Source organism: Mesorhizobium sp. M0239, assembly GCF_040321815.1.
In the GTDB taxonomy this organism is placed as follows: domain Bacteria; phylum Pseudomonadota; class Alphaproteobacteria; order Rhizobiales; family Rhizobiaceae; genus Mesorhizobium.
The window spans coordinates 39736-54472 of record NZ_JAMYSG010000011.1 but is presented as its reverse complement, the minus strand read 5'-3'; the positions used below and the strand labels follow the sequence as shown (position 1 = coordinate 54472).

The 14737-nt window shown below is 62.3% G+C and carries 19 protein-coding genes; 8 read left to right on the top strand and 11 right to left on the bottom strand.

The genetic code is table 11. From position 1 onward, the window contains the following. Positions 1 to 297: 297 nt before the first annotated feature. Positions 298 to 609: a hypothetical protein gene (locus NKI99_RS13495; protein WP_352611081.1), complete on the top strand. Its 312-nt coding sequence runs from the start codon at positions 298 to 300 to the stop codon at positions 607 to 609. A gap of 91 nt (positions 610 to 700) precedes the next feature. On the opposite strand, the gene NKI99_RS13490 is transcribed toward NKI99_RS13495, so the two are convergent. Together NKI99_RS13490 and NKI99_RS13485 are read right to left on the bottom strand one after the other, a co-directional pair. After that, positions 701 to 1831, bottom strand: a complete 1131-nt coding sequence (locus tag NKI99_RS13490) for a transporter substrate-binding domain-containing protein (RefSeq protein ID WP_245486369.1) — start codon at positions 1829 to 1831, stop codon at positions 701 to 703. A gap of 255 nt (positions 1832 to 2086) precedes the next feature. Beyond that, the gene (locus NKI99_RS13485; RefSeq protein ID WP_128305569.1) at positions 2087 to 2686 is read right to left on the bottom strand and encodes a YdeI/OmpD-associated family protein; all 600 of its coding nucleotides are present in this window, start codon (positions 2684 to 2686) and stop codon (positions 2087 to 2089) included. A gap of 247 nt (positions 2687 to 2933) precedes the next feature. Here NKI99_RS13485 and NKI99_RS13480 point away from each other — a divergent pair, with 247 nt between their 5' ends. Beyond that, positions 2934 to 3545, top strand: coding sequence for a hypothetical protein (locus NKI99_RS13480; protein WP_164893069.1), 612 nt, complete (start codon positions 2934 to 2936; stop codon positions 3543 to 3545). Between the two features lie 111 nt (positions 3546 to 3656). Beyond that, positions 3657 to 4346, top strand: coding sequence for an SDR family oxidoreductase (locus NKI99_RS13475; protein ID WP_128305567.1), 690 nt, complete (start codon positions 3657 to 3659; stop codon positions 4344 to 4346). Here the strand turns inward: NKI99_RS13475 and NKI99_RS13470 are convergent. Beyond that, on the bottom strand, positions 4321 to 5226 hold the full coding sequence (locus NKI99_RS13470; RefSeq protein ID WP_128305566.1) for a S1C family serine protease: 906 nt from the start codon (positions 5224 to 5226) through the stop codon (positions 4321 to 4323). The genes NKI99_RS13475 and NKI99_RS13470 overlap by 26 nt on opposite strands. Before the next feature lie 195 nt (positions 5227 to 5421). On the opposite strand from NKI99_RS13470, the gene yghU reads away from it, so the two are divergent. Next, positions 5422 to 6288, top strand: a complete 867-nt coding sequence (yghU, locus tag NKI99_RS13465; RefSeq protein WP_128305565.1) for a glutathione-dependent disulfide-bond oxidoreductase — start codon at positions 5422 to 5424, stop codon at positions 6286 to 6288. An 87-nt stretch (positions 6289 to 6375) separates the two neighbouring features. Here the strand turns inward: yghU and NKI99_RS13460 are convergent, their stop codons facing one another. The 3 genes from NKI99_RS13460 to NKI99_RS13450 form a co-directional block, all read right to left on the bottom strand. Then, the gene (locus NKI99_RS13460) at positions 6376 to 6678 is read right to left on the bottom strand and encodes a DUF1236 domain-containing protein (protein ID WP_128305564.1); all 303 of its coding nucleotides are present in this window, start codon (positions 6676 to 6678) and stop codon (positions 6376 to 6378) included. Positions 6679 to 7280: 602 nt separating this feature from the next. Further along, positions 7281 to 7499, bottom strand: a complete 219-nt coding sequence (locus tag NKI99_RS13455) for an exopolysaccharide production repressor protein (protein ID WP_245486367.1) — start codon at positions 7497 to 7499, stop codon at positions 7281 to 7283. Between the two features lie 103 nt (positions 7500 to 7602). After that, on the bottom strand, positions 7603 to 7818 hold the full coding sequence (locus NKI99_RS13450; protein ID WP_023813333.1) for a hypothetical protein: 216 nt from the start codon (positions 7816 to 7818) through the stop codon (positions 7603 to 7605). 14 nt (positions 7819 to 7832) lie between these two features. Here NKI99_RS13450 and NKI99_RS13445 point away from each other — a divergent pair, with 14 nt between their 5' ends. The 3 genes from NKI99_RS13445 to NKI99_RS13435 all read left to right on the top strand — a co-directional run bounded on the left by NKI99_RS13445 (position 7833) and on the right by NKI99_RS13435 (position 10522). Next, a complete protein-coding gene (locus NKI99_RS13445) occupies positions 7833 to 8120 on the top strand; it encodes a hypothetical protein (protein ID WP_023813332.1) in 288 nt (95 codons plus the stop codon). Positions 8121 to 9906: 1786 nt separating this feature from the next. After that, positions 9907 to 10206: a DUF1236 domain-containing protein gene (locus tag NKI99_RS13440; protein ID WP_031213630.1), complete on the top strand. Its 300-nt coding sequence runs from the start codon at positions 9907 to 9909 to the stop codon at positions 10204 to 10206. Positions 10207 to 10276: 70 nt separating this feature from the next. Beyond that, a complete protein-coding gene (locus NKI99_RS13435) occupies positions 10277 to 10522 on the top strand; it encodes a hypothetical protein (RefSeq protein ID WP_031213628.1) in 246 nt (81 codons plus the stop codon). Positions 10523 to 10814: 292 nt separating this feature from the next. Here NKI99_RS13435 and NKI99_RS13430 read toward each other — a convergent pair whose 3' ends face one another. Next, entirely contained in the window at positions 10815 to 11339 is a 525-nt protein-coding gene (locus NKI99_RS13430) for an isochorismatase family protein (RefSeq protein ID WP_352611080.1), read from the bottom strand. Positions 11340 to 11344: 5 nt separating this feature from the next. Beyond that, complete coding sequence (locus tag NKI99_RS13425; RefSeq protein ID WP_245486366.1) at positions 11345 to 11524, bottom strand: WD40 repeat domain-containing protein; 180 nt, start codon at positions 11522 to 11524, stop codon at positions 11345 to 11347. A gap of 144 nt (positions 11525 to 11668) precedes the next feature. On the opposite strand from NKI99_RS13425, the gene NKI99_RS13420 reads away from it, so the two are divergent. After that, on the top strand, positions 11669 to 11764 hold the full coding sequence (locus NKI99_RS13420) for a hypothetical protein (RefSeq protein ID WP_023813324.1): 96 nt from the start codon (positions 11669 to 11671) through the stop codon (positions 11762 to 11764). 34 nt (positions 11765 to 11798) lie between these two features. On the opposite strand, the gene NKI99_RS13415 is transcribed toward NKI99_RS13420, so the two are convergent. The 3 genes from NKI99_RS13415 to NKI99_RS13405 all read right to left on the bottom strand — a co-directional run bounded on the left by NKI99_RS13415 (position 11799) and on the right by NKI99_RS13405 (position 14606). Further along, complete coding sequence (locus NKI99_RS13415; protein WP_023813323.1) at positions 11799 to 12995, bottom strand: hypothetical protein; 1197 nt, start codon at positions 12993 to 12995, stop codon at positions 11799 to 11801. 191 nt (positions 12996 to 13186) lie between these two features. Continuing rightward, positions 13187 to 13957, bottom strand: a complete 771-nt coding sequence (locus NKI99_RS13410; protein ID WP_023813322.1) for an exodeoxyribonuclease III — start codon at positions 13955 to 13957, stop codon at positions 13187 to 13189. Positions 13958 to 13961: 4 nt separating this feature from the next. Beyond that, a complete protein-coding gene (locus NKI99_RS13405) occupies positions 13962 to 14606 on the bottom strand; it encodes an alpha/beta hydrolase family protein (RefSeq protein ID WP_352611079.1) in 645 nt (214 codons plus the stop codon). Between the last annotated feature and the right edge of the window lie 131 nt (positions 14607 to 14737).

Below are 14737 nucleotides of genomic sequence, written 5' to 3'. Positions count from 1 at the left end.
CCTTTAATTCTTCTTGGCGCCGAAAAGACAGGCGATTCTCCCGGGTCAGTGCCAACGGAAGTCTCCCTCCCCCTTGTGGGGAGGGGTTAGGGGTGGGGGTCCGTGCCGGGCAGACATCTCAGGAATTCCATATGCGATAGCCCTGCCCTCGTGGGGGGAGACTGACAGCTTCACCCCAGACACACCCCAGAAACAAGATTCAACATCCGGGAAAAACTCGCGAAAACATCGCCTGTCATAACCACCCTCGCGGCGGCCAAGCGGCCGCGGCACAACGCGAAGAAATGGTCCCGAAACATGCAACGACGTTTGACCGGATGGATCGGTGCCCTGACAGGCATTTCGCTCGCCATGCTGGCGGTCGCACAATCGGGTGCGGACGCTGCGGTCACCCGGAGCGAATATTGCAGCCAGCTCGGCCTTCAACTCGACGGGGCCATCCAAACGAAGGCCACCCCAGGCACCAGCGCAAGCCAGATCGCCGAAGCAACCGCGCTCCAGGACAAGGCGAACCGGTTTTGTGCCGAGCGCAAGCAGGCGCAAGGCATCCGGAGCTATGCCAATGCCCTGAAACTTCTTGGCGTGACACCGGTCGACCTGAACCAGTGACAGCAACCATCAATTCTTGAAGAAAAGGCCGCCTCTCTCGCAGAGCGAAGGCGGTTTTTCCAGCGCATCGCACCGCGGAAGCTCCTGTCGACTACTTCTCGCCCAGATATTGGAAAACGGCCTGCTTCCACCAATCGCTTTCGATGGTCTGGAGGGCGACATCGAGAGACTTGCGCAACGGGCTGCCGAGCGGCAGCGCAATGGCATATTGCTGCTGGTCGAAGGTCGCATCGAGAACCTGCAGGCTTGTCGCGTAATTCTGCCCGACCAGCCAGCCAAGCAGCGGCTTGTCGTGCACCAGCGCATCGATCTTGCCGGCGCGAAGCGCGTTGAGGCCTTGCTGGATCGAGGCAAAGTCCTGATGACGGATCTGGGTCGAATCCAGATAGGACGCCGTCGACGAGCTCTGCACCGCGCCGACCGTGACCTGGGCGAGATCGCTTTCGCCCTGCACCATTCCTTCCATCTGCGTCACCGTCAGCACCGATGTGACGCCCGCGGTGAACACCGCGATGGCAATGATCGATCCCATCATCCAGAGCGCGGCCAGCACGCGCCCCGGCACGGTTCGCGGACCGAAGTCGCCGGTGCTGGCTTGCGTCGCGGCGATGGTCGACCACCACATGCTGGAAAACAGTCCCTTGGCGACGCCGCCGCCGAAATCGTCATTGTGCCGACGTTCGAACATCCAGATCAGGACGCCGACCACCACCGATATGATGACCAGCCCCAGCACCGCCTGCAGGAAGCCGAACGACGTCAGGGCATGCAGCACCGGCCGCCATGACGGCTGGTTGTTGAGCGGTGTCGCAATGCCGAGCCCGGTCGTGAAGAAGGGCTGCGTGAAGTCGACGGCCTTTTCGCGGTCGGCCGTGACCGTGATCGCGGCCATCGCCGCATCGAACCTGCCGTTGACGACGCCATCGATCTGGTCCTGCACGGCAGGCACTTCGACATAGCGGAAGCGAAGGTTGAGCCGCCCGGCGATTTTCTGCCAGAGGTCGATGCTCAATCCCGACCAGCTGCCGTCCTGCAGCTTGAACGCAAAAGGCGGCGCCTCCTTGATCCCGACCGAGATCTCTTTTGCCGGCGAGGCCGAGGGAGAAGCCAGGTCGGGAGACGTCTGGTCGGGCGAGGTCTGGGCAAGCGTGGCGCCGGCTCCCACACACGCGACGATGACAATGAGACCCAGCGCCATCGTCCACGAAGCAACTCTTCTCAACGGCAACGACTCCCAGCGTCCGCCGCTCGATCGTCGCGGCTTTCGAAGGGTAGCCGCCGTGCCGTCCTTCGTCCACCGGCGATGTCGTTGCTGAAGCAGCCGCGCGACGCGCCGACCATCGAATTGCGCAAAAACAAGCAGTTGGAACAATTTCACGATTCAGATCCTGAAGCGCTTCGCGCAACGCCGGATCCCGTGCGGACAGGCTTGCCGTGCCGAAGACGAACTCGCGCCCAAACCAGCCCACCCCAAACCTTACTTCCTGCCTTGCGGGTAGATCGTCTCGCCGCGCTTCAGCATTGCCACAAACGTCTCGATCTTCTTCTTGCGCCCGGCCTCGGTCTTCATGTTGTGGGTGCGGAAGGCGAGCGCGAAACGGTTCTGGGCACTGAGCTTTGCCAGCATCACCTTCGCAGCGGGTTCGGCGTCTATGGCAGCCTGCAGGTCGTCGGGGATTTTCATCTCCTTGCCGCTGCCATAGGCGCGCGCCCAGCGCCCGTCCGCCTTGGCCGCCTCGACCTGTTTGAGCCCATGCTCGGTCATGCGGCCCTCCTCGACCAGCCGCGCGACATTGTCGATGTTGATCAGGCTCCAGATGCTCTTCCGGCTGCGCGGCGTGTAGCGCTGCAGGAAACTCTTGTCGTCCAACCCCTTGCGCACCGCATCGATCCAGCCGAAGCACAGCACCACGTCGATGGCTTGTTTGGGGGTGATCGACTTCAGTCCCGACCCCACCTTGTGAACCTTGATCCACACTTCGGTTTCCGTGGCGTGGTGCTTGCCGAGCCATGCGTAGAAGCTGCCCGGATCCGGGAATTCATGGACCTTGTCGGGATCAACCTTGACCGGCGCCATTAGCCGGCCTGTCCTTTCGGTGTCGCTCGCGCCATCAGTTCCCTCTCTGTCGTCCCTGGCATTGCCCGTCATCGACCAGAATGGCACGAGTCGCTGTCAGTTCCGGCAGCAAACTTGGCGGGCGCCTACGGCGTTCCTTCGCGCCCCTCGACCTGAACATTTTTCTCCCGGCCCCGCTGTATGAAATTTCGGAATACCTGCCATGCTCGTGCTCGGGCACGCCATCTCGCTCCCGGGGGAATATGCCATGAAATCTCTGTTGCTCGCCTTTGTGTTGTCTCTCCCCACGGCCGCCCTCGCCGAGCCAATCGAAACCCGGAAGATCATCACAGCGGTGACCGGGGACTTCAACGGCGACGGCGCCGTCGATCTCGCCATGGTGGTGGAGACCGAGCCCGGCCACCCGATGGATGTCCACTTCTTCCTCAGGGACAAGGAGCACAATTACCTCAAGCCCGTCGAAACCGTGCACGAGCAGATCCACGGGGAATGGAACGGCTACGACCGGCCGGGTTACGAGAACTCCGACACCGAGCCGGAACTGACGATGCTGCCCAACGGTTCGATCAAATTCTACCTGCCGGCGATGCCGGTCGGCAGCGAACGGACCGACATGACGCTGACCATCGCCTGGCGCGACGCTGCCTTCATCGTCGCCGGCTTCGCCTATGACCATGATGACTATTTGAAGGAGAATGCCGAAAGCGCCTGCGAGTACAATGTCCTGACCGGCAAAGGCACCGGCAGCGAAAAGCAGCCGGACGGCAGCACCAAGCACAAGACCGTCTCGGTCGAAGGCCAGACCATCGCCTTCAAGGACTGGAACCCGGGCACCGCCTTCACCGCTTGCGGCAACTGATCGCCCTGCATCATCGGCGCTTCCGATAGCGCTATCGGTTTCTTCCGTTTTCACTTGCCGTACCGAACTGCCAATTCCCTGCCCTTCTCCATCCAAGCAAAGGCAGAGCGAATGAGCATTTCAAATGAGAAAATCCTGATCGTCGGTGGCGGCTCTGGCATGGGTCTGGCGCTGGCCCGGCGCTGCGTCGAGGCTGGGGCCAGTGTGATCACCGCCGGGCGCGGCGAGGATCGGCTGCAACGGGCGCGTGAGGCGCTGGGCAATCCCGCCGGGCTGGAAACGGCCGTCGTCGACGTCACCCGCGAAGACCAGGTCGCGGCTCTGTTCGCGGGGATCGGCGACGTCAATCACATCGTCAGCACCGCCGCCGACATCGAAGGCTCCTACCAGCTGCTGCCGGCGCTTGACTTGAAGGCGGCGCAAAAGGTTGTCGAGAGCAAGCTCTATGGCCCGCTGCTGCTCGCCAAGCACGGTGCGCCACGGCTGGTAGCAACCGGCTCCATGACCTTCGTTTCCGGCATCGCCGCCTACCGGCCAGCCGCGCGCGGCTCCGTCGTTGCCGCTGTCAACGCAGCGCCCGAAGGCCTCGTACGAGCGCTGGCGGTCGAGTTGGCTCCGATCCGCGTCAATGCCGTGTCACTCGGTTGGGTCGACACCACGATCTGGACGCAGGGGGCCGGCGATCGCAAGGACGAGACCCTGGCCGCGATGGCCGAGCGGCTGCCGGTCGGGCGGATCGGCCAACCCGACGACATCGCCGACGCCATCGACGCGTCTACTGCAGTTGCGGCTTTTTCATAAAACTGCCGCGGTCGGCCGATTTGACGCGCAGCCAGGTTTCGCGGCCGTCGCGCAGCACCCGCATTGGAATCTCGGCCCCCGCCGAGCCGCTCTCCCACAGCTTGCGGTAGAAATCGGCCAGCCCGTCGACCGCGCCGTCCCGGATGTCGGAGATGATGTCGCCCTGGCGCAAGCCGGCCTTGGCCGCCGGGCCGCCCTCGGTCACGCTCATCACCACCACTCTGCCGTCGCTTTCGGCCGACAGGGCGCCGAGCCACGGGCGCGGCGGCTTGGCCACCTGGCCGCGCGTCAGGAGGTCGTCGAGTATGGGCGGCAACAGATCGATCGGCACCACCATGTTGATGTCGGCGACCTCGCCGTTGCGGCTCATCTGCAGGCGCAGGGAACCGATGCCGAGCAGCGAGCCGTCAGCGCCGAACAGCCCGGCACCGCCCCAGGAGGGGTGCGCCGGCGCAATGAAGATCGCCTCGTCAAGCAGATACTCCCAATAGCCGGCGAATTCCTGCTTGGTGACGATCCTGGCCTGCACCGACTGGCCGATGCCGTCGGCCAGCACGACCGCGTCGCCGATCCTGGCCTTGCCGGCATCGCCCAGCGCCACCGCCGGCAGGCCGAGCGGCGCCAGCGCCTGCACCAGGCCGAAGCCCGATTCCTGGTCATAGGCCAGCGCGTGCGCGGGGATGACGCGGCCGTCATGGCTGGTCAGCCAGACCTCTTCCGCTTCGGTGATGAGATAGCCGATGGTCAGCACCAGCCCATCGTTGCGAATGACGACGCCGCTGCCTTCCCTGAGCGTGCCGAGCGCCCCGGCCGTAAAGGCATCTTCGGGGACAGTGGCCCGCACGGCGACGACCGAGCGCGGATTGGGATTGATGGTCATGCTTTTGTCCTGGATGGGCTTTGGTGACATCTTCTATAGGTATGCCACGCAGGAGAAGGCGCAAGGGTGAGGAAGTGCCCAATTGCCGATGTTGGCTCCGAGGGCATCGATAATAGTTCAACGCAAGTTGAACTTACACATCCGCAGCCCTAGTTTATGGCGACCTGCCATCCTTCCCCGACACGAGGCCACGAAATGACCGACTACACACCGCCGAAAGTATGGACCTGGAACAAGCCGAGCGGCGGAGCCTTTGCCAGCATCAACCGGCCGATCGCCGGGCCGACGCATGACAAGGAACTGCCCGTCGGCAAGCATCCGTTGCAGCTCTATTCGCTGGCGACGCCGAACGGCGTCAAGGTCACGGTCATGCTGGAAGAGCTTCTGGCGCGCGGCCACAAGGGTGCCGAATACGACGCCTGGCTGATCCGGATCAACGATGGCGACCAGTTCGGCAGCGGCTTCGTCGAGGTTAATCCAAACTCCAAGATCCCGGCCCTGATGGACCGCAGCGGCAAGACGCCGGTGCGCATCTTCGAATCCGGTTCGATCCTGGTCTATCTCGCCGAAAAGTTCGGCGAATTCCTGCCTACCGAACAGCCGGCGCGCGCCGAAGTGCTGTCCTGGCTGTTCTGGCAGATGAGCTCGGCGCCGTATCTGGGCGGCGGCTTCGGCCATTTCTACGCCTATGCGCCGGAAAAGTTCGAATATGCCATCGACCGCTTCTCGATGGAGGTGAAACGCCAGATGGATGTGCTCGACCGCCGGCTGGCCGAGACTGAATATCTCGGCGGCAAGGACTATTCCATCGCCGATATGGCCGTGTGGCCCTGGTATGGCGGGCTGGCGCTCGGACGCATGTACAATGAGTCCGCCGAGTTCCTATCCGTGCAGGAATACGCACATGTGCAACGCTGGGCCAAGGCGATCGACGCCCGACCGGCGGTCAAGCGCGGCCGCATGGTCAACCGCGCTTTCGGCGAGCCTGCCATGCAACTGCATGAGCGCCACGACGCCAGCGATTTCGAGACCAAGACGCAGGATAGACTGGCCGCCGAATAGGCCATCGCGGATCGCGACAAAAGGAAACCCGCCACCGACGCGACGTCGGGGCGGGTTTTTCCCAAGGTCCAGTGCTGCGGGAACCCCTTAGGGCAGCACTTCAACGATCTGGCGGGTCTCCGGGTCGACGAGGACCGTCTGGTCATTGATCACCGCGACGCGGTATTTGACGTCGGGCACTTCACGCAGTTCGACAGTGTCCGGTACCGACGAGCCGAGCTTGAGTTCGACCCCCAGAAGGTTCACCGAGGCAAGCGGTTCCCTCTTGATGTATTCGCGAACGACCGTCTCCTGCTGCGGCTGGACGACGACGACGCTCTCCGCCAGCGCCGCACCCATGCCACCCGTCAGGACGATGGCAGCCGCCGCGCTTGTAAGATAAAGTTTCATGACCGTCTCCTAGTGACAATTGAATTCCGCCCTCCATAAAAACTCCACCGCTGCCATGTGGTTCCATCCAACTTCAGAATTGAAGATGTTATGTTTGCAGCCCGGATATTAATTTGTTGCTGATCAAGCATGCGGCAGACAGCGCGGAAATGCTTGAAAACTTGCACAAATGTGTACGGACATTAGAAGACGAAAAATCCCTTCTGCAGCCGAATTGGCGAAGCACCTGTTGTCGCCGCGTCAAATCAGCCTCGCGTCCCTCTATCTCGACGATGGGAGCACGAAAAAGACTCGCCCCGCCGGGAGCAGAGCGAGCCATGGCAGTGCCGATAGAGGTGGCAACCTCACCGGTACTGCTAGAGGACGCGAAGCATGATCACTTGTTCCACCTGACGGCCTGAGCCATGCGAAGCCGGTCGCGCATGCATCATGTTCCCACGACGACGCCGAAATGTTCCCACGATACGCTGTGCCGAAACCTCCAGCGGGGCTATGCCCAGACAACGCTGTCTCTCAGTGACCAAACACCGTGATCGCGCTGTGGGCGAGGTTCCCCGAATTTGCCCGGGCGCACACGCGCGAGTGATCCTGGCCAGCCGGTCTCAAAGCTGGACACCGTCGCGATGCAATGGCGGGAAGGCGTCTACCGGATCCTGGCTCGGCACGATATCGTGCGAGCGCCTGAAGATCAGCCTCACGATGAGCACGAAGTAGCCGACCTGCAGGACAAGCAGCGTCGCTATCGTCCAGGCAAATGCCTCCCAGAAAGAGCCGGTGACCATATAGGTCCACACCGCGACAATGAGAGCCGTGGCTGACATTCCTACGAGAAACTGCCCAAAATACATGGTTTCCCCAAACCGCCGAAACCGCGCCGGTTCCAACCAGTCCCTGCTCATCCCATTTCCCGCGAACAACATTTCATTATTTTAGCAACTTCGCAAGTAAGCGGCCGATCGCCACTGCGCGCTTTCCATTGCGCGGCGACTTGGCAACGGTGGCGATCCGGCGCGCGGCGGCGGTGCCGGCGGGGCTGGGCTGACGCGCCAGCCGTCGAAAATCCAGAAGCACGCCCGCTCTTTGCACTTCGAGCAGGGGAACAAATGCCGGCACGCCGAGTTTCGCCTCCAGTTTTTTCAAGGAAGGAGGCCGGCATGGCACCGCGCAACAAACCAAGCGCCGACATCGAAGATGACGCACCGCAGGCGGATGGGCCTACCATCGAGCAGCAGGATTGGGATGCGATCAAGGGCGGCGAGATCCTGCCAGAGTCCGTGCCGGAAAACGGCGACATGCGTTACGGCGTCGAAAAAGACGGCGATCTGCCCGACGAGGACGACGATAACGCGTACCAGGACAGCGACGATGCCCTTCCCGATGATGAGGAAGAAGCCGCGATCACGCGCGATCAGACCCGCGAGGGCCGATTCGACGAGACGTGAGCCATTCGTCGCCCGAGACATGACTGCCTGTTGTTGAACTTGCCAAAGCCACATTTTCCATGCCCGGTTCGCGGGAAAATGTGCTTGGCCGGCTAAGTTTTCCGCCTAGGCATTATATCAGATTTACCTAAAATAGCGGAACATCCAAGGGACATTATCGGAACTGAACAAGGCCCCTTGGACTTTTGCGCACGACGGATAAGACCTTGGTCCTACAGGAAAAAGCAAAAGCCCGACGTGACCGATTGAAGCTTCCAACGAGGGAACATCGGGGCCGTGTTCGTCGTTTGTCGAAAGCGGCCCCGCCGGGTGCCATGCCTGGAGAACAGCGCGATGCCCCACCGATCCACCATCATCAAGACGGGCCATGGCCCAGGAACGGCGATCGCCGTGCTCATGGTTGGATTAACGGCGGTGGGCATCGTGTTCCTTCTACTCGGCAGTTCACTTTACTTCAGTGAGCAGCCTGCGGATCAACGTGCCCTGTCTTCCCCGCCCGCTCGATCGATACACGCGGCCGATAGCAAAGCGGCAAACTGAACGAGCTACTGCTGAGCCATAGCGAGATTGCCGCCGCGCAAGTCCTCCAGACTTAGGCCAGGAAGATCCGCCATTGCCGCTGTCTGCAGTGCGGCGGCCGTGCTGGTGATCATGCAGCGAAACGGACAGCTTCGGACGGTGTTTTGTCCATCGGAGAAGTTTTGGGTTGCTTGCATTAACATTAGATATATCTAATGTAGCGATGGCCGACGACCGCCAGAAGTCGGCTGGCCCGGCGTCCTCCCTTTGCACCTGGCTGCCGGGCCATTTCTTGTCCTCGCCTTGCCGTCTTCGCCTTTGTGTGGCGCGGATTCATCTTCGCGCCGTTTCGCCACGTATAGCTTCAGCCTCGACAAACAGCCTCCGGCTCGGCAGCCGCAGGAAAGATGCGGACGCCGAGCCCATCGCACTGATCAAATCGCTAGGACGTGCAGGCTAGCTGCTAAAATCGAAGGACGACCGAAGGGCCACGTCTGCGATAGCACCGGACGCGACGGCGACCATGCCGCCAGTAACTGCGGCAGACCCGTCTCCAACGCCGCCCGTGCCGGCGCCGGCGCCAGCCCCGATCCCGATCCCAGTCCCGATCCCAGCCCCGATCCCAGCGTCGATGGTCGACCGGCTGCACCTCCGCATGTGCACCTTCGTCGTCGAGGGCCTCTGCCTCAATTTCATCGAGAATGCCGTTTCCAGCGCTTGGAACACCGGCCGCTGCCTCGATCGGGCGAATTGCCCCTGCAAGGGCCGCGGCCCCGGCAATGCCAAACATCGCCGTCAAGAAGGATCGCCGATCCATAGTAACCTCCCAACGTTGCATAAGCTGAACGAAGCGCTCGGCTGCCGAATGAGCAGGCCGGCGCATGGTGAAAATAGAGGATTCGCCAGCCGCCGAAGCGGCTTGCGAATCCTATCAGCGCAGGAAGGGACGTTGCTGCGCCGATCGACGACATGTCAGCCAAGGACTATCCCCATCACCAGAAAGGTGACAGCTGTCGCGAAAATCGGTGCGAGCAACCAGCGCGCTTGGCCAACACTTTTGTCCATCTGTCTCTCCGAATTCCGGGAGACAAACAGCCATGAACAGAGAGCCGTTCCCGTCGGTAAGACCAATGCGCTCGCAGACCAGACTTAAGTCGCACGTCTCACCCGACCGAAGCCCCAGCGGAGGAACATTTTCATTTGGCTCAAGTTCAGTTGCCGTCAGCGTTGAACGATCCTGTCATGCTGACTCGCAAGGAGAAACGGTATGAAAATGCACCTAACGGGCGCCGCAGCGGCGCTATTGCTGTTGGCTGGTGTCGGCGCCGTTGCCGCTCAGGACGTTGTCATTCAGCCTGAACAGGACACGGTCATCCGCGAGTATGTGAAGAAGCAGCCTCTCGCTTCGGTCAAGGTTCCCGGTGTGGAACTGAATATTGGTAGCGCGTTGCCGGACACGGTCGAACTTCATGAGATCCCCGATGTCAAATACCGCTACGTGGTGGTCGACAACCGCACCGTCCTGGTGGATCCGGGCACCCGCAAGATCATCAAGGTCTACGATTGAATTTCGAACTGTCCAACCCGCCGCCAGCCATGGCGGCGGGTTGCCCAGCTTCCAATCAGGACGAGTGAAGATGACAAGCAAAGCTGTGACATCCCCTGCTTTGGGCGTTCGCCTGGCCGATCTCCAAGCCAGGATGCGTGATGCGCGGGTGACGGATGCCGAAATGAAAACCTTTCAAAAGGTCGCGGCCATCATGGAAGATCGTCATGGTCGGATCGATGCCGACGACCTGATTGCGGCATCGTTCCTCGCCGATCCGGTGCAGGACCCGGCAAACGCCCTGAGCGACATCCCGACAAGCCAGCAGACTTTTTGACTCCCTGACCGGGAAAGCGCGCCGAAAGTCTCAGCCGAATCCGCACTTTTGCTCCGGCCTATTCCGCTTTCGCGGAAGTTTCGAGCGGCCCGCAATGTGCAATGTTGCTAATGCGGCGGTACGAGCCGCCCTGGTTGACGCGGGCGCCCGAGCCATCCCAACAATGCGCCCCCCCGTCCGCGTCGACCACGGCAGCCGCCTGTCTTCTCTCGCGAAGTCCTCAAGCCGGCCCGCCTGATAATGCGCGCTGCGGCGACGGTCGGGCTTCAGCCGCCGACAAGCGCCTTTGTGGTCACCAGATTGACGCCGGCCTCGGCGATTCGCCATTGTGCCTGAGGATGACCTGCTCGGCACTCTCGCTGGCATTGTCCAGCGTGCTGTGCACATCGGAGACCACGGTCACGCCGAGCCCTCTGGCGATGGCGCCCTTGACCGTCGCGGCCACGCAAAAATCGGTCTGTGCGCCCAAGAGCACGACAGCACTCGCACCCTGACCGGCAAGCCAGTCGCCGAAGGCAGGATTGCTGAAAGCATCGCGAACGGATTTGGCAAAGGTCGGCTCGTCCGCCGCTTGGCCGAGCGCGGGCCAAACCGGCCAGCCCAGCTCATCCGGTGCCAACGGGTCGCCATCGGGTCCGTCATGCCTGATAAAAGCGACCTTGCGCCCGCCGCGCCGCGCCCAATCGATCACCGCCTTGGTGCGCTCGACAATATCAGGCGCATCATGGATCGGCTGCTCGTGCACACCGTCGAACATGCCGGTCTGGAGATCGATGACGATGAGCGGCGCATTGTCTGGGAGGCTGGGTGCTGGCATGGGTTTTACATAGCACGGCGGACAGGGTGATCAAGATTTCGCTCATTCCGGCGCGCCGGCAAACAGCACCACGCCGTCGCCGCCGGTGGCCGGCAGTCGCGGATGGTGCGGTCGTTGCCGCCGGTCAGCACCGCGCCGTCGGCGGCGAAGGCCACCGCATAAATCGGGCCGGTCTGGCTGTCCAACATTGCGATCCGGTTGCCGCTATTGGAGGGCGGGCGCCTTGCCGCGCCTCCTTGGATTTATTGCAGTTTGCCGATTTCAGCCCGCATGGTTGACAGATGGCCGCAGTCTGGCATCATCGGATCGGGATTTTAGGAGAGTCTGATATGAAAAAAATCTATGTGAAGCCATCGTTCTTGAAAAAAGGCCGGTTGTCGGCGGTCACTGCGGCCAACGGCTCCTCGTTGCCGACACCGCAATAATTTCAGCGCCACCTGCTCCTGGCGCGTCCAAACCTCAACGCACCAGGATCAGGTCGTCCAACACCATTTGCCAATAGTGCTTCGTCGACAGGCGAACACGCGTTACAGCTTTGAGCATTGGAGCGTAGTGCAGCGGCGTTAGCGCCGACAGCGTGACCTCGTCGCTTGCAATCAGCTGCTCGCCAAGCCAGCTTTCGATCAGCGCCACCTCCCCTTCCGACGCCAGCCAGGCGGCGCTCAGCATGACCGAGTGAAAGCCGAACGGCCGTTCGCAGCTGAATTCGGCCGGCAGCCCGCTGCTGGTGTAGAGCACATGGTCGCCGGAAACATTACCATTGACATAGCCCTGGCTGTCCTTGGTGAAGTCGCGGGCCATCGCATTCAGGTTGCGCCACGCCAATCCGGCATGGCCAGCCGGAATTTTCCTGAGGCTGCGCGACGTCACATCGTCGAAATCGATCGTTTCGAGGGCGGCATCAGTGTCGATGCCGGCGCGTTGCGGCGACAGCAGGCCGAGATCCGCCGAGTAGGGCGATAGCGTCAGCCGCCGCGCCAAGCCGCCGCCGCTGACGCTGACCGTGTCGGCTTCTTCAGCCAGGTCGAAGCTGAAGACGGCACCCGGCGCCAGTGCCCGCGTCTCCAGGACGTACCCATTCCCCGACACGGAGAGGGTCGCTGGTCCATCGCCGGCGACGCGCCCGCTGACGCGGCGCGGCGGTGCCAGACCGACAGGCAGCAGCATCTCCTGCGATACCATCCCGGCCGGCGAACCCGGCAGCGGCAGGAAGTGTCGGGACTGAATGTCATTTTCGCTTTTCGCCTGCCAGCCGGGCGGCACCGAAACCACAAAGCGCCAGTTGCCCGGCTTGCGGATCACTGCCTTTCTGCTTTTCACCGACATGGGAAAGTTGGCAAAGCCGGCATTGTTGGTGCGCGCGGACGCGGCGAGCTTGCCGGCTTCGTCATACAGCCGCACCATGATCCCGGCCATCGGCCGGTCTCCGGCGCCGTATTTGCCGTCGCGATCGACATCGAAATAGACGAAGGACGAGTAATTGAGCATACCCCCGCGGGCGTTCCAATCGGTACGGACGGCATAGTCGGCAGCCGGATTGGTTAGCCGCCGTCCCTTGCGACGGCTGCGCTTCCGCCACAGCAGCCAGGACGCGACAGCAGCCGCAAGCACCACAATGGCGGCGGCCAGTATCTGGACAGCGCCCAAGTCAGGCATGGAGCCTCGCTTCACAAATCTCATGGGGGATTGCGTTCACGGGCGATCCGGCTGCGTTGGGCTACTTGCCGACAGGTTATTGCATGTCGGCCAAAAGCGAACCCGGATTTGGGACAGCGACATGCATCGAGACAAAGACTTAAAGCGCGTTGCAGGAATCCGTTCAAGCGCGACGCATGAAAGCAGTCGCCTTACTTCAATTCCACCCACACCGGCGCATGGTCGCTGGCGCCGTCCTCGCCGCGCACGTCGCGGTCGATGCCGGCAACGGTCAGGCGGCGTGCCAGTTTCTTCGACAGCAGGATGTGATCGAGCCGGAGGCCCGCATCGCGCGGCCAGCGGTTGCGGCGATAGTCCCAGAATGTGTAGAGCGTTTCCTTCGGATGCTTCTTGCGCAGGGCATCAAGCCAACCCTGGTCGAGCAGGCGCTGGAACGACGCCCGGCTTTCCGGCTGCACCAGCGCGTTGTCCTCATAGGAGCGGGTGGGGTAGATATCGCGCGGCTCGGGCACGATGTTGTAGTCGCCGGCCAGCACCACCGGCAGGCCGGTGTCGAGCAACTGTTCGGCATGCACCTCCAGCCGCGCGTGCCAGGCGAGTTTGTAGGCGAATTTCGGGCCGGGCTGAGGATTGCCGTTCGGCGCATAGAGACAAGCGACGATGATGCCGTTCACCGCCGCCTCGATATAGCGGCTCTGCCTGTCGGCATCGTCGCCGGGCAAGGCATCGCGGGTCAGCACTGGCTCGGCACCCCGCGCCAGGATGGCAACACCGTTCCACGTCGGCTCGCCCTTCCACACCGCGCCATAGCCGGCCGCCGCCAATGCCGAGCGCGGAAACTGCATGTCGCGCGCCTTCAGTTCCTGCAGGCAGACGACATCGGGTTTTGCCGCAGCCAGCCAAGCCAGCAAATTTTCAAGCCGGCTGTTGATGTTGTTGATGTTGAAGGAGGCGATCTTCATCGCTTCAGGAAGCGATCCGACCCGACCACGCCTTCACCGTCTCGGCCAGCGTCTTCAGATGGTCGGCCGCCGAAAATCCCGAGATGCTCTTGCGTGGCTTGAGATCATGGTCGCCATCCTCCAGCCAGATAATCTCGATGCGGTCGGAAAGGCCATAAGTCGCAACCTCGTCCCTGGTGCCGAACTCGTCGCGCGTGCCCTGGAAGATCAGCGTCGGCGTCTTCAACCCGGCGAGGTGTTTTGTCCGCAATTGCTCGGGCTTGGCCGGCGGATGGAAGGGATAGCCGAGGCAGACCAGCCCTGAAATCTCGCCCTTGGCAAACATCTCGTCGGCGATCATGGAGGCGACGCGCCCGCCCATCGACTTGCCGCCGATGATCAGCGGTCCCGTCACGCCCTTTGCCCTGAGGTCGGCTATCGCCTTGATATATTCCGGGTTGACCGTCTCGGCCCGCGGCGGTGGCTTGCGGTGGCCGTAGCGGCGCGCGGCCATATAGTGGAATTCAAAGCGCGCGACCTGGAAGCCGGCCGCGGCCAGCGCCTTGGCGGTGGCGGTCATCGAGGGCGAATCCATCGACGCACCGGCGCCGTGGGCGAGCAGAATGGTGGTGGGCGCGGTGTCGGGACCGTCGAAGAGGAAGGCGGTCATGGGGCGGTCTCGCTGGAGAGGTCGAGTTCCGTCACACCCCCCTCTGTCCTGCCGGACATCTCCCCCGCAAGGGGGGAGATTGCGCGCTCAACCGCTTTCGCCAATCTCCCACTTTGCAAGAAGGAGCGGGA

Excerpts from the sequence above, each read along its gene's own strand:
- NKI99_RS13495 (WP_352611081.1), top strand. The coding sequence starts at position 298 with ATGCAACGACGTTTGACCGGATGGATCGGTGCCCTGACAGGCATTTCG.
- NKI99_RS13410 (WP_023813322.1), bottom strand. The coding sequence starts at position 13,957 with ATGAAGATCGCCTCCTTCAACATCAACAACATCAACAGCCGGCTTGAA.
- NKI99_RS13445 (WP_023813332.1), top strand. The coding sequence starts at position 7,833 with ATGGCACCGCGCAACAAACCAAGCGCCGACATCGAAGATGACGCACCG.
- NKI99_RS13470 (WP_128305566.1), bottom strand. The coding sequence starts at position 5,226 with ATGACCATCAATCCCAATCCGCGCTCGGTCGTCGCCGTGCGGGCCACT.
- NKI99_RS13415 (WP_023813323.1), bottom strand. The coding sequence starts at position 12,995 with ATGCCTGACTTGGGCGCTGTCCAGATACTGGCCGCCGCCATTGTGGTG.
- NKI99_RS13430 (WP_352611080.1), bottom strand. The coding sequence starts at position 11,339 with ATGCCAGCACCCAGCCTCCCAGACAATGCGCCGCTCATCGTCATCGAT.
- NKI99_RS13405 (WP_352611079.1), bottom strand. The coding sequence starts at position 14,606 with ATGACCGCCTTCCTCTTCGACGGTCCCGACACCGCGCCCACCACCATT.
- NKI99_RS13460 (WP_128305564.1), bottom strand. The coding sequence starts at position 6,678 with ATGAAACTTTATCTTACAAGCGCGGCGGCTGCCATCGTCCTGACGGGT.
- NKI99_RS13475 (WP_128305567.1), top strand. The coding sequence starts at position 3,657 with ATGAGCATTTCAAATGAGAAAATCCTGATCGTCGGTGGCGGCTCTGGC.
- NKI99_RS13440 (WP_031213630.1), top strand. The coding sequence starts at position 9,907 with ATGAAAATGCACCTAACGGGCGCCGCAGCGGCGCTATTGCTGTTGGCT.
- NKI99_RS13435 (WP_031213628.1), top strand. The coding sequence starts at position 10,277 with ATGACAAGCAAAGCTGTGACATCCCCTGCTTTGGGCGTTCGCCTGGCC.
- NKI99_RS13485 (WP_128305569.1), bottom strand. The coding sequence starts at position 2,686 with ATGGCGCCGGTCAAGGTTGATCCCGACAAGGTCCATGAATTCCCGGAT.
- NKI99_RS13455 (WP_245486367.1), bottom strand. The coding sequence starts at position 7,499 with ATGTCAGCCACGGCTCTCATTGTCGCGGTGTGGACCTATATGGTCACC.
- yghU (WP_128305565.1), top strand. The coding sequence starts at position 5,422 with ATGACCGACTACACACCGCCGAAAGTATGGACCTGGAACAAGCCGAGC.
- NKI99_RS13480 (WP_164893069.1), top strand. The coding sequence starts at position 2,934 with ATGAAATCTCTGTTGCTCGCCTTTGTGTTGTCTCTCCCCACGGCCGCC.
- NKI99_RS13420 (WP_023813324.1), top strand. The coding sequence starts at position 11,669 with ATGAAAAAAATCTATGTGAAGCCATCGTTCTTGAAAAAAGGCCGGTTG.